Here is a 14,210-nt window from a genome sequence, read left to right on the forward strand (position 1 = left end):
GGTTTTATCCATCATCAAAGCTTTGCAGCTGTTGTGGAAACATCAAAAAAGATTTGAAATTATCTGACAGGGTATATAGATGTGCGTGTGGGAATATAATTGACAGAGATTTCCAGGCATCTATAAATCTTAAGGCTTATGGAGAACGATTTGCAAGCTGACACGGAAACGTTAATGCAAATATGTACGGATACGTTAGTCCGGAATTTACGCCTATGGAGAGTACAAGAACTTGTGAGTAGATAGATATTTATATCATCAAAAGCATACTCGTTGAAGTAGGAATGAAACATAGAAGTTTATAACTTTTCATAAGTTTTCAGTAACGGTATGTCGTTATGTTACATGAAGTATCATTTGCGTCTTTTAACGGACGCGATCAGGTTCAAGGGTGGATTTATGTTCCGGCTTGTAAGCCGAAGGGAATCGTTCAGGTGATTCATGGATTTGGAGAACATTCCAGACGTTATCTACATATGATTTCTGCGTTTTTAGATGCAGGGTATATTGTGGCAGCAGACGACCATGTCGGACATGGAAAAACTGCGATGGTCAATGAGGTATGGGGCGATTGGGGAGATAAAGGTCCGCATACCATGATGGAAGATGAGCATACATTAAAAGAAATTGTGTGCGGAAAATATCCGGACTTGCCATATTTTTTATTTGGCCACAGCATGGGATCCTTTATAACAAGAGATTTCATTGCAAAATATGGAGATGAACTGACAGGAGCTACTATTTGCGGTACAACCGGAATCTTCCGCGGAGCAAAAGAAGTGGGAGAAAAGCTGAAAGAAGTAATTGATGCCGGACACGGCGAGGAATCTAATCCAGAATTTGCAGGGGAACTGATGGGCTGGATGTGCGAGCGGTGCGGCGAGATCAGTATCGGAAATGAGTGGATCTGCGCAGATCCTTATGTACAACGCGACCATGCAGAAGACCCATTTGACGCATTTACAAGACTAACCAGTAATCGTTCAATCTATGATTTTATACAAATGATGGAACAGATCGAAGGAACCAAGTGGGCAGATAAAGTTCCAATTGACCTGCCAATTTACAACATCGCAGGAGACCAGGATCCAGTCGGCGAATACGGAGTAGGCGTCTACCAGGTAAGTAACTGGCTGATACAGACCGGCCATACAGTAACAACAAAACTATATTCCGGATATCGTCATGAAATCCATAATTACGCAGAGATAAAAAATGAAGTCGAGGCAGGAATTATCGCATTCATGGATGGAATATTAAGTTAAAAATGAATAGGGTGGGGACGTAGTAAAATGTTAAAATGCTACGTCCCAATTGTATTTTGCGGCGTCCTTTTTGAGAATCAGGGTGTCCCTGATTGGACCTAGAATTAGGTGGGAATAAAAATATGAATGAGGAATTATAAAAAATGAGTGGAAAATTATATGGTGTCGGTGTCGGTCCGGGAGATCCGAAGTTAATGACGTACTTGGCAGTGGAGACGATTCAGAATTGTCCGGTAATCGCAGTGCCTGCTGATGGAAAAGAACATGCAATCAGTTATAAAATTGCATCTGGAATTGTGAAGAATATGGATCAGAAAGAATGTCTGGGACTGTCTTCACCGATGACGAAAGACCGGAAAATTTTAGAAAAGAATTATCAAAAAGTATCAGAAGAAATCATAAAGAAACTGGATGAAGGTAAAAATGTGGCATACTTGACACTTGGAGATCCAACGGTTTATTCCACTTATATTTATATCCAGCGTATTGTAAAAAAGTGCGGATATGATGCAGAGATTATTAATGGAGTTCCATCATTTTGTGCAGTTGCAGCCAAACTGGGAGACAGCCTTGCAGACCGATCCGAGCAGCTTCATATTATTCCATCTAACTATGATATCCAAGAGGCGTTGAAGCTTCCGGGAAATAAGATTCTTATGAAGGCAGCTTCAAAATTGTCGGATGTGAAGAAAGTTCTGAAAGAACAGGGGCAGGAGGCATGGATGATTGAAAATTGTGGCATGGAAGAAGAAAAAATCTATCACAGTGTAGAAGAAATGCCGGAGAAGGCGACGTACTATACGACATTGCTGGTGAAAGAGGAAATTGATAAAAACAGTTAAAGAAAAGCAACGGTGAGAGAAAATAAAAGCGAGTAGAGGTTAATTATAACATGATTAACCAACTACCCGCTTTTTTGATAACAGGCATATGATAAAAAGATTCAGCAGACTGACCTTTTCTAGCTGCCGGGCATACGATAAAAGATTACTTAGTAAAAATTATTCTGTTACAACATTTTTCGCTACTGCATTCTCTTTATTTGAAAACATTTTTCCAAAGATAAAACGGATACATGGTCCGCAGTAGAACATCTGCCAGAAAAATGCAACAGAAAAATTGAAAAACGTGGTCTGGAACCATGTCGAAATAATGTTTGAACCAGCATTTTTGAAAAGTACAGTTGCAATCAGACTCATGACTGGACACATAATGCAGATGATCATAGCTGAAATCGCAAGTGTAATTAGTTAAAAAAGAGTACAAAAAAGACACTTGTGTTGTTCGTTATCAAGCATACACTTGTGTCGTTTCCAATTATACCATAGTTCTATATAAAATTTCGTACAGTTATAGAGTATAGCAAAAAAATGAAAAATTGCAAGTGTTAAAAAATAAACAGGGGACGTAGCAAAACGTGGCAAAACGTCAAAGTACTACGTCCCCATTAGTGATTAACGGTGTCCCTTTTTTTATATTTGTGATATACTGGAGGCAAATATGAGCTGGAAGGACTAGATTATGAAACCTGTAGTAGTAAGAAATGTTGCAATCGGTGAGGCTATTCCGAAAATCTGTGTACCGATTGTTGGTAAGACGATAGATGAGATTTTGAATCAGGCGAAGCATATCTGTGAGATAGGAGCAGATGTAGTGGAGTGGCGTGTGGACTGGTTCGAGGAAGTGAATCATTACGAAAGTGTGGAAAATGCTGCGAAGCAGTTGAGAGATATTCTTGGAGAGACACCGATTCTTTTTACATTTCGTACCGCGAAGGAAGGTGGCGAGCGCGCGATAGAACCAGATGAATATGTAGAGCTGAATGGAAAAATTGCGAAAAGCGGGTATGTGGACCTTGTGGATGTAGAAGCATTTATCGGGGATACATATGTGGAAAAAGTTGTAAAAACGTCGCATGAATGTGGAGTAAAGGTGATTGCTTCTAATCATGATTTTAGGAAGACACCTCCGAAGGCAGAATTAATTTCACGTATGCGAAAAATGCAGGAACTTGGAGCTGATATTCCAAAGATTGCGGTGATGCCGCAGAGCACAGAAGATGTTCTGACACTTTTGTCTGCTACGGAAGAAATGAGACGATGCTATGCAGACCGCCCGGTTATTACAATGTCTATGGCAGGAACCGGGATAGTAAGCCGCATGTGTGGGGAAGTCTTTGGCTCAGCACTTACATTTGGTGCGGCGGGAAAAGTATCTGCACCAGGACAGATTGATGTGGAAGAATTAAGAACGGTACTTGGAATCATACACAAGAGTTTATAATAAGTATGAATTATTTTTGGTTAAAGCATAGACTTGATAAGAAAGGACTTGAATTCGATTATGCAGATTAGTGTATTGCTTGCAGAACAGATTGCCGAATTATTTCTCATGATTCTCATGGGATATGTGATAGTGAAGCTGGGACTTGTAACGGACGATGACAGCAAAATTTTGTCGAAAATTGTCTTATATATTGTGATTCCGTGTGTTATGATCAATGCATTTCAGATAGATTATACGCCGGATAAAGTACAAGGTATGTTTCTTGCGCTGGTTGCTTCGGTAGTTTTGCAAGTCTTATTATTGATAGCAGTATGGATTATGGGGAAAATATTTCATCTGAATGAAGTGGAGGTCGCTTCTATATACTACTCTAATTCCGGAAATCTGATTGTACCGATTGTGACTTATGTACTGGGGGACGAGTGGGTCGTATACGGGTGTGTATTCATGGCTGTGCAGTTGATTTTTATGTGGACACATGGAAAATATATTATCAGTTCAGGGGATAGGATTGACTGGAGAAAGATTGTGCTTAACATCAATATGATTGCAATTTTCATAGGAGCGGTTTTGTTTTTGCTGAAGATTCATTTGCCGGTGATTGTAGATGATACACTTCGTGCAGTGGGAAGCACGATTGGGCCGGTAAGTATGATTGTGACCGGTATGTTGATTGCCGGTATGAACCTTCGGGATATATTTACAAATCGAAGAGTATATGCAGTTACATTTCTAAGATTGTTGCTTGTGCCGGTGCTGGCACTGATTATTCTGAAAATCAGTGGTCTGGTTACATGGCATCTACAAGGTGAGAAAATTCTGCTTGTTATATTTCTTGCTGTTATTACGCCGTCAGCATCAACTATTACACAGATGTGTCAGGTATACGGCGGGAATTCAAAATATAGCAGTGCAATTAATGTTATGACAACGTTACTTGCGATTGTGACGATGCCGATTATGGTATTACTATATGAGAAAATTATTTAATTTCATATTTTGAACACATTTCAGAGATATTTCAAACACATTTTTTGGGTACTTTAAATTGTCACTGTAAAACATGGATTTAGGAAAGGCGTGTGAACCAGTGAAAGAAAGAGTACCTAAAAAATGTGTTTTTTATTTTATTCTTGAATAAAGCAACTACTTAAAAATTTTTTCCTATGAAGAATATATTATCTTCGAGAAAGTATATGCCGTGGCGTACAATGCTGCATGATCAGATCAATCTTTCTTTTATATCAGCAAAATTAATCTCCAATTTTCCATCATAAATCATAACAGGGATAATATCATCAAATGTATACATATGAGGATAATCGTCGCCTTCAAAGTAGTAGCACAGTACAGTTTCACGCTTCGGATCTACGATCCAGTATTCCCGGACACCGGCGTTCTGGTATTTGGAAACTTTCTTTATGTAATCACGGCTGCGGCTGGAAGGAGACACAATCTCAATACAGAAGTCCGGTGCGCCGTAGACGCCTTTTTCCACAAGCCGGTCAAGCTGGCAGATTACGGAGATATCCGGCTGGATCATTGTGCGGTTATCGCAGTCGAGCTGCACATCAAGTGGCGCTGGAAGGACTTTACATAGGCCTTTATTTTTGCGAATATAAAAACCGATGTCCATTAATAGTTCGCTGATAAGTTCCTGATGTACAGAGCGGGGCGCTTCCAGAAAAATCAGATGCCCGTCGATGAGTTCGGCTCGAACGTCGTCCGGGAGGGCATAGTAGTCGTCCAGAGTGTATTCGCCCTGTTTCTTATCAGAAGAAACAGTATAGACTGCAGCGGTCTCTCTGATTCCATCGATACCGGAATCGATATCTCTAAAAAGGACATCATTCAGTGCCTTCAATGTTGCATAGCGTGGAGATTTTGTCTCGCCATTCAGAATCTTGTTGATGGTACCTGTCGGTATGCCGGACAGTCTGGAAAGCTGTTCTGTTGTAATACCAAGTTCGTTTTTTCTTTCTTTGAATTCTTCCCCTAATGGCTTCATAACAGTGCCTCCTTGAAATGTTTTACTAAAATTAGTATATCTACAAAACGGGTGAAAGTCAATGATAAATATCCGAAAATTAAAAAATAACCGTAAACGGTTAAATGCTATTAAAATAACTTGACTGGGAGGCATGGAATAGACTATGATAGTGAAAAAGAAAAGATGAGAGGACTGGGGAAATTATGAAAAAGAGTAATCCAAAGGCACTTATGCCAATTGGTGTATTTTTGGTTTTGTATCTGGGGCTTGGAATTGTTTTTGAATACGTGATGAAGATACCGATGGGATTTTACAACATTCCAATTGTACTTGCATTTATGGTGGCAATTTTAGTGGCCTGTTTTCAAAACAGGGAAGTCAGTTTTGATGATAAATTGTCCATCATGGCGCAGGGACTGGCAGATAAGAATATTATTACAATGTTGTTGATATTCCTTGTGGCGGGGAGCTTTGTTGGAGTTGTGGGAAGAAGCAGTGCAGAGAGTGTGGCATATTTCATGCTTTCACTGATTCCGGCCAAGTTTTCCGTGGCGGTGTTATTTGTAGTTGCGTGTTTTGTATCAACAGCTATGGGAACTTCAGTAGGAACAATTACATTGATTGCCCCGATCGCAGCGGCAGTTTCTGATGCTTCAGGATTTGATTTGGCGCTCTGCATCGGTTCGGTCATGGGTGGTGCTATGTTTGGGGACAATCTTTCTTTTATATCAGACACGACGATTGCGGCGTGCAACGGACAGGGCTGTCCGATGAAGGATAAATTCCGGGAGAATTTCTGGATTGCATTTCCGGCAGCATTGGTAACGTTAGGTCTGATACTTGTATTGTCATTGCGTACGGATCTTGGCGGGACAGTGAACCATGAGTATCATCTGATTCAGATGGTTCCATATATTTTAGTACTGATTGGCGGTATTATCGGGATCAATGTATTTCTCGTACTTTTGATCGGTATTTTCTCTGGAATTGTAATTATGCTTGCGACAGGACAGACAAGTTTTGCGGATTTGATCAGCAGCATGGGATCTGGAATTTCCGGAATGTTTGAGACTTGTATGGTAGCGGTACTGGTAGCAGCATTGTGTGCGTTGATTCGCGAGTATGGCGGCTTTGAGGCGCTGCTGTCTGTGATACGCAGGATATTTCGTGGACGAAAGGGCGGTCAGTTTGGCATGGGGCTTTTAGTAGCTGCAATGGATATCGCAACGGCGAATAACACGGTGGCTATTGTCATGGCAAATCCAATTGCAGTGGAGATGTCTGAAGAATATGGAATTACACACAGCAAAGCAGCATCACTGTTGGACACATTTTCCTGTATTTCACAGGGAGTCATTCCTTATGGTGCGCAGATGTTGGTGGCATTGTCTGCAATTCACGAGATGGGGCATGAACTTTCAGCATTTGATGTAATACCGAAGTTGTTCTATCCGGGATTATTGTTAGTCAGTTCGCTGATATTTATTTTTATAATTCCTCAGAAGAAAGTTTCATAAGTGGATAGAAACTGATTTTGCCGAATAACTTTTGAAAAAATTGACAATGACATTTATTTCTTATATAATGATAACCTATTGAAATGGTAAGAAAAGGGGACTGCAACAGATGTTAAATCAGTTTTCAAGAACACAGTTATTGCTAGGAAAAGAAGCAATGGATAAATTAAAGAATTCCAGAGTCGCAGTGTTTGGTATTGGCGGAGTCGGTGGATATGTATGTGAGGCTCTTGTAAGAAGCGGAGTCGGTCATTTTGATCTGATTGATGATGATAAGGTGTGCCTGACGAATTTGAACCGTCAGATTATTGCTACGAGAAAGACTGTTGGACAGTATAAAACAGATGTGATGAAGGAGAGAATGTTGGACATCAACCCAGATATTGAAGTAAATGTTCACAAATGTTTTTTCCTTCCGGAGAATGCAGAGGAGTTTCCGTTTGCTCAGTATGATTACGTGGTTGATGCGGTAGATACGGTGACTGCCAAAATTGAACTTGTTATGAAAGCAAAAGAGATGAAAGTGCCGATTATCAGCAGTATGGGAGCTGGTAATAAACTTGATCCAAGTGCATTTCGTGTGGCAGACATTTACAAGACAAAGATGTGTCCACTTGCGAAGGTTATGCGCCGTGAGTTAAAACAGCGTGGCGTGAAGAAATTGAAAGTGGTATATTCCGAGGAGAAGCCAACGAGACCACTGGAGGATATGGCTATCAGCTGCAGAAATCACTGCATCTGCCCTCCGGGTGCAAAACACAAATGTACAGAGAGGCGTGACATTCCAGGAAGCGTGGCATTTGTACCATCAGTCGTTGGATTAATCATTGCCGGAGAGGTCATTAAGGATCTGACTGTAGAGGAGCGCGCAATTTATTTTAACTAGACAAGACGATCGAAGATAACAAAAAAACTTGAACTGTGTGGTCAGTCAGAAGTGGAATATCTTCTGACTGACCACACAGTTTTGGATTAAAGACTTGAAATATCAAGATGGGATTACTTATATTCCATTTTATATGACAATGTTGTTATAAAACAGATATTTAGAAAGCGAGGTACTTTTTATGGAATTACAGACAGCAATTGAAACGAGACGGAGCATCCGACATTATGATGCTGAGAAGAAAGTAACGAAAGAGCAGGTGGAGACATTGATCAAGGCAGCAAGTCTTGCACCGTCATGGAAAAATACACAGACTTCCAGATATTACTGTGTATTATCCGAGGACAAGGTTGCAGAATTCAGTCAAAAATGTCTGCCGGAATTCAATCAGAAAAATTCAGCAGGTGCAGGCGCGTTAATCGTTACAACATTTGTAAAAGGACTCGTTGGATTTGATAATGATGGAAATCCGGTAAATGAAGCTGGAGACGGCTGGGGATACTATGATCTTGGACTGCAGAATGAGAATCTGCTTCTCAAGGCAACAGAGCTTGGACTTGACACATTAGTCATGGGAATCCGGGACGGCGAAGCTATTCGTGAGATGCTTCATATTCCTGAGACAGAAAATGTAGTTGCAGTCATCGCGGTTGGTTACAAAGCAAAAGAAGCCAATATGCCAAAAAGAAAAGAATTAGAAGAAATCGCAAAATTCTTCTAAAGAAAATATTAGATTCAACGGATATAACATATAAGAACAGAATACAAAATTTTGTATTGATAAACATAGTGAGAAGTCTTGAAGTCGCCGTAAATTATAAGAGATATGGCTGGCTGTATCGAACGATAGTCAATTTTTTGCAATTTTACGAGCATAATTAAGAGGACATATGCACTGTCTGAACCGTTTTTTAGATGAGTTTGCATATGTCCTCTTTAATTAATGGCGTAGCAAGAATGCAGAAATTTTAGAACAATCCTGTAATCTTTCCTTCTGCGTCGACATCAATTCTTTCAGCAGCAGGTACTTTTGGAAGTCCTGGCATGGTCATGATATCTCCGGTCAATGCTACGATGAATCCGGCTCCTGCAGAAATCTTTAAGTTTCTTACAGTAACGTCGAAATCTGTCGGTGCACCGAGTTTAGTGGCATCATCTGTTAAACTGTATTGAGTCTTTGCCATACAGATCGGAGCATTTTCAAATCCAAGGTCAGAGAGCTGTTTTGCCTGTTTCTGGGCAGCAGGTGTCAGGACAGCTTTTCTTCCACCGTAAACTTTCTGTACGATCTGGTCTAATTTCTCCTGGATCGTTGTATCCTCCTCATAGCAGTAGTGAAAGTCATTTGGCTCATCACATAAGCGGATCACTTCTTCTGCCAGCTTAAGACCACCTTCGCCTCCTTTTGCCCATACCTCAGAGAGAGCAACGTTGACGCCAACTTCTTTACATTTTGCTTCTACAAGATCAAGCTCAGCCTTTGTGTCTGTTGGGAATGCATTGATTGCAACAACACAAGGAAGTCCGTATACATTTTTAATATTATTTACATGTTTCATCAGGTTCGGGATACCTTTTTCCAGAGCCTCTAAGTTCTCTTGGTTCAGATCCGCTTTTGCAACGCCGCCGTTGTATTTCAGAGCGCGTACTGTTGCTACGATAACAACTGCATTTGGCTTCAAGCCAGCCATGCGGCACTTGATATCCAGGAATTTCTCAGCACCGAGATCAGCGCCAAATCCGGCTTCTGTGATGGCGTAATCAGCGAGGTTCAGAGCCATCTTTGTAGCTGTTACAGAGTTACAGCCGTGTGCGATATTTGCAAATGGTCCACCGTGAATAATCGCCGGAGTGTGCTCCAGTGTCTGAACAAGGTTCGGCTTCAAAGCATCTTTTAACAGTGCGCACATAGCTCCTTCTGCGTGAAGGTCGTGAGCGGTTACTGGTTTTTGCTCAGAAATCTTTCCATATGTATAACCAACAATGATGCGGCCAAGTCTTTCTTTCAAATCTGTAATGTCTTTAGACAGACACAGAACAGCCATGATTTCGGAAGCAACAGTGATGTCATATCCGTCCTCTCTTGGTACGCCATTGATTCTTCCACCAAGTCCGTCTGTTACAAAACGAAGCTGGCGGTCATTCATGTCAACACAGCGTTTCCATACAATTTTACGTGGGTCGATATTTAATTCATTTCCCTGGTAAATATGGTTGTCGATGAGGGCTGCTAATAAGTTGTTGGCAGCTCCAATTGCGTGAAAGTCACCGGTGAAGTGAAGGTTGATATCCTCCATTGGTACAACCTGTGCATATCCGCCACCGGCAGCACCGCCTTTGATTCCGAATACAGGTCCAAGAGAAGGCTCACGAAGTGCGACCATAACCTTTTTATTCAGACGTTGCATTGCATCAGCAAGTCCGACAGTTGTGGTTGTCTTTCCTTCTCCGGCAGGTGTCGGGTTGATTGCTGTGACAAGAATTAATTTGCCATCTTTGTTCTGGGATTTCTTTAAGAAATTGTAGTCAATCTTTGCTTTGTATTTGCCATATTGCTCTAAGTATTCATCCGGGATTCCGGCTTTCTCTGCAATGGCAGTGATTGGTTCCATTGTACACTCCTGTGCAATCTCGATATCAGTTTTCATCTTCATTTCCTCCCTGGTTTAATGCAAGCCTCACGTCGTTAGATAAGTACATGCCAGGCAGATGCCCATGCATGTGTAAACACATGCATGGGCTATGGCTTATCCCCCTGGCATTAATAAAAAAGGACAACATCTATCGTTAGGATAAATGTTGCCCAGACGGTCGGCTTAATACGACTTCTGATTCCTCTGTGGTACTCCACAATTATCCGTCAGTCATCAGAATGCTTAGTAATATCTTATGGTATCCGGAACTAAAAGTCAATGAAAAAATGAACTTCGTTGATATTTATAAGGTAAAATGTTACAATAGTTAGGCAATTTTAAAGTAAATTTTTGAGAAACCAACGACAGGAGGGCATGTGATGACATTACAGCAGTTAAGGTATGTGACGACCGTTGCGGAGACAGGCACTATGAGCGAAGCAGCCCGTCGTCTTTTTGTTTCTCAGCCAGGACTCACAAAAGCAATTAGAGAACTGGAACAAGAGATGGGAATTATCATTTTTGACAGGACGAATAAGGGAATCGAAGTGTCAAAGGATGGAGCGATATTTTTAGGATATGCAAGGCAGGTGCTGGAGCAGGCATCACTTTTGGAAGAGCGCTATAAGCTTCAGGCAGGAGGCAAGAAAGAATTTAGTGTCTCTACACAACATTATTCTTTCGCAGTCAATGCATTTGTTGACCTAATCAAAGAATTTGGCGGGGACAATTATGATTTTTCTCTTCGAGAGACACAGACATATGAGATCATCGATGATGTGGCGAAGATGAGAAGTGAGATTGGAATTTTGTATCTGAACGATTTTAACCGGACCGTATTAAAGAAGATCATCAAGGCAAATGATCTGGAATTTGAGACTTTATTTACGGCCAAACCACACATTTTCGTCAGTACTTCAAATCCGTTGGCAAAAAAAGAATCTGTAACGATGGAAGATTTAAAGACATACCCATATCTGTCTTTTGAGCAGGGAGAACACAACTCTTTTTACTTTTCAGAGGAAATATTCAGTACTACAGAGCGTGCGAAGAATATCCGTGTACGTGACCGCGCGACACTTTTTAATTTACTGATTGGACTGAATGGATATACGGTGTGTAGTGGAGTCATTGATGAGGAACTGAACGGAGCTAATATTGTGGCAGTACCTTTAAAAGAAGAAGGAGATATGGAGATTGGAATTCTGACGCACCACAGAATTCGTGGAAGCCGGATGAGTGAATTTTATATTCAGGCTCTGCGAAAATATATCAGCTGGAAGAATGCCGAGGCATTCTTGATATAAAATTTATATACCGGCAAAACGGTGAAATTGACTTTTGACATGTGCATCTATATAATAGGAAACTGAAAATACAAAGGATGAGTAGAGGTGTTACACATGGTCGGTAAGAATTTTTCGGGAAAGCAGATGTCAGAAGCATTTATAAACAGCGCATTTCTGGCGTTGTCAGGAGGTTTTCAGGACGCTTATACATATAATACGAGAAATGAAGTTTTTTCCAACGCGCAGACAGGAAACGTAGTATTGATGAGTCAGCATTTTATGACCGGAGACTGGAAGGCCGGAGTACGATATTTGCTGCCTCTTATAGCATTTGTTCTTGGAGTTTTCGTGGCAGATCAGATTCAGATGCGGTATAAATATGCCAGACGGCTTCACTGGAGGCAGGGGATTCTGCTTGCAGAGATCGTCATATTATTTGTCGTAGGATTTATTCCACACAGTCTGAATATGACAGCGACGATTTTTGTGTCCTTTGCCTGTGCGATGCAGGTGCAGACATTCCGGAAGATGGGTGGTTATTCCTATGCAAGTACCATGTGTATCGGCAACTTAAGAAGTGGAACAGCAGCATTTTCTCATTATCTGCAGGATAAAAAAACAGAGCAGTTAAAGCAGGCCGCTTATTATTTTGGAATTATCTTTTTATTTGCGATCGGAGCAGGACTTGGCGGCAACCTAACGGAACATTTTGGAATCCATATGATCTGGATTTCCTGTATTCTTCTGGGACTAAGCTTTTTATTAATGTTTGAGAATGAGTGATAAAAATGAATATAACAGAGTTAAGATATATCATTGAAATTGCACAGTGTGGTTCGGTGAGCGCGGCATCCAAGCGTTTGTATGTTGCACAGCCGAACATCAGTAAGGCAATCCGGAATCTGGAAGAGGAATATCAGATCCAGCTCTTCGTGCGGACAGCGAGGGGAATGGTTCCTACCAGGGAAGGGCAGCAGTTTATTGCGCAGGCGAGACGGGTCATTCAGGAAATTGAAGGGTTGAACCGTAAATTCCAGGGAAATAAAAAAGGGACTGATGTAGAGATGAAAATTTCTATACCAAGAGCCAGCTATGCATCTTATGCATTTGGAAAGTATGTAGAGCAGGTGAGAGATGCAGAAGAGCTGAGACTGCATATCCGGGAGTGCAATTCTGTCCAAGCGCTGGACAATCTTACAAAGAAGCATTACAATCTTGCGCTGATCCGGATGGAAGACAAATATGAAGAATATTACTATTCCATTATTCATTTAAGAGGTCTGGAATATGAAAAAATCATGGATTTCCAGTATCGTCTTGTTGTTAATGAGAATGATCCGCTGGCAACGAAAAAACTGAATGGATATGAAGATCTGGAACCTTATATCGAGCTGATACACGGAGATTCCAGACTGCCGAACGGGGAGTATCTGGACATTAAGGAAACGCCGGAGAATCAGAATGCACACAGACGGATTCATGTATATGAGCGTGGCAATCAGTTTATGCTTCTGAAAGATATACCGGGAACCTATATGTGGGTGTCACCGATTCCGGAAGAACTTCTCCGAAGAAATGGACTGGCACAGCGTAAGATAGAATGGCAGCAGCGGCGGATGAAAGATGTTATGGTATATCCGGGCAGAAAGTTTCTGAGTGAAGATGAACGGGAGTTTATCCGGCAGCTGAAGAAAGAAGCAATAGAAGTCTCAAAATAGCGAGGCTTCTTTTTTTGATCTTTAAAGTTACTTGAAACTAATAAATATATGTAAAAGTATATAGCACTCATGCTTTATTGATATTTTCATGGCAATAAAAATTGAGATAAAATAGAATATAGAATAAATTTGATTCATGAGGAGGTTTTTTATGTTAGACGCATCTTATTACGAGAAGACAGATGAGATTATTGCCTGTCACACGCGTGAAGAGCGGTCGCTGATTCCGATTATCCAGGATATTCAGGAGGAATACCGCTATCTTCCACCGGAATTATTAAGTTATGTGGCCGGAAAAATTGGCATTTCAGAAGCAAAGGCTTTCAGCGTTGCAAGTTTTTATGAGAACTTCTCGTTTGAAGCAAAGGGCAAATATGTTATTAAAGTCTGTGATGGTACGGCCTGTCATGTGCGTAAATCAATTCCGATACTGGAAGGATTATATAAAGAGCTGGGGCTTAATAAAGATAAACACACAACAGATGATCAGTTATTTACAGTAGAGACCGTTTCCTGTCTTGGCGCATGCGGACTTGCACCGGCAGTCATGATCAATGACGAGGTGTATGGTAAGATGACACCGGAAAAAATGAGTGAATTAATCAAAAAACTGCGGGAGGAATAAC

General features: G+C 41.0%; 14 protein-coding genes and 1 riboswitch. Of the genes, 12 read left to right on the plus strand and 2 right to left on the minus strand.

Annotated elements, in window-relative coordinates; translation table 11 throughout:
* The 5 genes from G593_RS21475 to G593_RS0108900 all read left to right on the plus strand — a co-directional run.
* Window positions 1-161: zinc ribbon domain-containing protein (locus G593_RS21475; protein WP_155961788.1), on the plus strand; the 161-nt coding region annotated here is incomplete at its 5' end.
* Between the two features lie 177 nt (window positions 162-338).
* Window positions 339-1,265, plus strand: a complete 927-nt coding sequence (locus G593_RS0108880; RefSeq protein ID WP_029731447.1) for an alpha/beta fold hydrolase — start codon at window positions 339-341, stop codon at window positions 1,263-1,265.
* A gap of 143 nt (window positions 1,266-1,408) precedes the next feature.
* Window positions 1,409-2,107 (plus strand): precorrin-2 C(20)-methyltransferase, encoded by a 699-nt coding sequence (gene cobI / locus G593_RS0108885; protein WP_029731448.1) that lies wholly within the window; start codon window positions 1,409-1,411, stop codon window positions 2,105-2,107.
* Between the two features lie 679 nt (window positions 2,108-2,786).
* Entirely contained in the window at window positions 2,787-3,548 is a 762-nt protein-coding gene (gene aroD, locus G593_RS0108895) for a type I 3-dehydroquinate dehydratase (RefSeq protein ID WP_029731450.1), read from the plus strand.
* A gap of 60 nt (window positions 3,549-3,608) precedes the next feature.
* The gene (locus G593_RS0108900; RefSeq protein WP_029731451.1) at window positions 3,609-4,541 is read left to right on the plus strand and encodes an AEC family transporter; all 933 of its coding nucleotides are present in this window, start codon (window positions 3,609-3,611) and stop codon (window positions 4,539-4,541) included.
* Window positions 4,542-4,773: 232 nt separating this feature from the next.
* Here G593_RS0108900 and G593_RS0108905 read toward each other — a convergent pair whose 3' ends face one another.
* Window positions 4,774-5,559, minus strand: coding sequence for a Uma2 family endonuclease (locus tag G593_RS0108905; RefSeq protein WP_029731452.1), 786 nt, complete (start codon window positions 5,557-5,559; stop codon window positions 4,774-4,776).
* Between the two features lie 185 nt (window positions 5,560-5,744).
* On the opposite strand from G593_RS0108905, the gene G593_RS0108910 reads away from it, so the two are divergent.
* The 3 genes from G593_RS0108910 (at window position 5,745) to G593_RS0108920 (ending at window position 8,665) form a co-directional block, all read left to right on the plus strand.
* Window positions 5,745-7,058, plus strand: a complete 1,314-nt coding sequence (locus G593_RS0108910) for a Na+/H+ antiporter NhaC family protein (RefSeq protein WP_029731453.1) — start codon at window positions 5,745-5,747, stop codon at window positions 7,056-7,058.
* A gap of 109 nt (window positions 7,059-7,167) precedes the next feature.
* Entirely contained in the window at window positions 7,168-7,944 is a 777-nt protein-coding gene (locus G593_RS0108915; RefSeq protein WP_005333123.1) for a tRNA threonylcarbamoyladenosine dehydratase, read from the plus strand.
* Window positions 7,945-8,125: 181 nt separating this feature from the next.
* Window positions 8,126-8,665, plus strand: a complete 540-nt coding sequence (locus G593_RS0108920) for a nitroreductase family protein (protein WP_029731454.1) — start codon at window positions 8,126-8,128, stop codon at window positions 8,663-8,665.
* Between the two features lie 247 nt (window positions 8,666-8,912).
* Here G593_RS0108920 and G593_RS0108925 read toward each other — a convergent pair whose 3' ends face one another.
* Entirely contained in the window at window positions 8,913-10,598 is a 1,686-nt protein-coding gene (locus tag G593_RS0108925) for a formate--tetrahydrofolate ligase (RefSeq protein ID WP_029731455.1), read from the minus strand.
* 140 nt (window positions 10,599-10,738) lie between these two features.
* Window positions 10,739-10,822: riboswitch (ZMP/ZTP riboswitch) on the minus strand.
* 135 nt (window positions 10,823-10,957) lie between these two features.
* On the opposite strand from G593_RS0108925, the gene G593_RS0108930 reads away from it, so the two are divergent.
* The 4 genes from G593_RS0108930 to G593_RS0108945 all read left to right on the plus strand — a co-directional run bounded on the left by G593_RS0108930 (window position 10,958) and on the right by G593_RS0108945 (window position 14,209).
* Window positions 10,958-11,884 (plus strand): LysR family transcriptional regulator, encoded by a 927-nt coding sequence (locus G593_RS0108930; protein WP_029731456.1) that lies wholly within the window; start codon window positions 10,958-10,960, stop codon window positions 11,882-11,884.
* Between the two features lie 96 nt (window positions 11,885-11,980).
* Window positions 11,981-12,649, plus strand: a complete 669-nt coding sequence (locus G593_RS0108935; protein WP_022278897.1) for a YoaK family protein — start codon at window positions 11,981-11,983, stop codon at window positions 12,647-12,649.
* Window positions 12,650-12,654: 5 nt separating this feature from the next.
* Complete coding sequence (locus tag G593_RS0108940; protein ID WP_029731458.1) at window positions 12,655-13,584, plus strand: LysR family transcriptional regulator; 930 nt, start codon at window positions 12,655-12,657, stop codon at window positions 13,582-13,584.
* Between the two features lie 151 nt (window positions 13,585-13,735).
* Window positions 13,736-14,209, plus strand: coding sequence for a complex I 24 kDa subunit family protein (locus G593_RS0108945; protein ID WP_005339454.1), 474 nt, complete (start codon window positions 13,736-13,738; stop codon window positions 14,207-14,209).
* The last annotated feature ends 1 nt before the right edge of the window (window position 14,210 follow it).

It is taken from the genome of Dorea sp. AGR2135 (genome assembly GCF_000420885.1).
GTDB lineage: Bacteria > Bacillota > Clostridia > Lachnospirales > Lachnospiraceae > Dorea > Dorea formicigenerans.

Coding starts and splice junctions, on each gene's coding strand:
- G593_RS0108880 (WP_029731447.1), top strand. CDS start 339: ATGTTACATGAAGTATCATTTGCGTCTTTTAACGGACGCGATCAGGTT.
- cobI (WP_029731448.1), top strand. CDS start 1,409: ATGAGTGGAAAATTATATGGTGTCGGTGTCGGTCCGGGAGATCCGAAG.
- aroD (WP_029731450.1), top strand. CDS start 2,787: ATGAAACCTGTAGTAGTAAGAAATGTTGCAATCGGTGAGGCTATTCCG.
- G593_RS0108900 (WP_029731451.1), top strand. CDS start 3,609: ATGCAGATTAGTGTATTGCTTGCAGAACAGATTGCCGAATTATTTCTC.
- G593_RS0108905 (WP_029731452.1), bottom strand. CDS start 5,559: ATGAAGCCATTAGGGGAAGAATTCAAAGAAAGAAAAAACGAACTTGGT.
- G593_RS0108910 (WP_029731453.1), top strand. CDS start 5,745: ATGAAAAAGAGTAATCCAAAGGCACTTATGCCAATTGGTGTATTTTTG.
- G593_RS0108915 (WP_005333123.1), top strand. CDS start 7,168: ATGTTAAATCAGTTTTCAAGAACACAGTTATTGCTAGGAAAAGAAGCA.
- G593_RS0108920 (WP_029731454.1), top strand. CDS start 8,126: ATGGAATTACAGACAGCAATTGAAACGAGACGGAGCATCCGACATTAT.
- G593_RS0108925 (WP_029731455.1), bottom strand. CDS start 10,598: ATGAAGATGAAAACTGATATCGAGATTGCACAGGAGTGTACAATGGAA.
- G593_RS0108930 (WP_029731456.1), top strand. CDS start 10,958: ATGACATTACAGCAGTTAAGGTATGTGACGACCGTTGCGGAGACAGGC.
- G593_RS0108935 (WP_022278897.1), top strand. CDS start 11,981: ATGGTCGGTAAGAATTTTTCGGGAAAGCAGATGTCAGAAGCATTTATA.
- G593_RS0108940 (WP_029731458.1), top strand. CDS start 12,655: ATGAATATAACAGAGTTAAGATATATCATTGAAATTGCACAGTGTGGT.
- G593_RS0108945 (WP_005339454.1), top strand. CDS start 13,736: ATGTTAGACGCATCTTATTACGAGAAGACAGATGAGATTATTGCCTGT.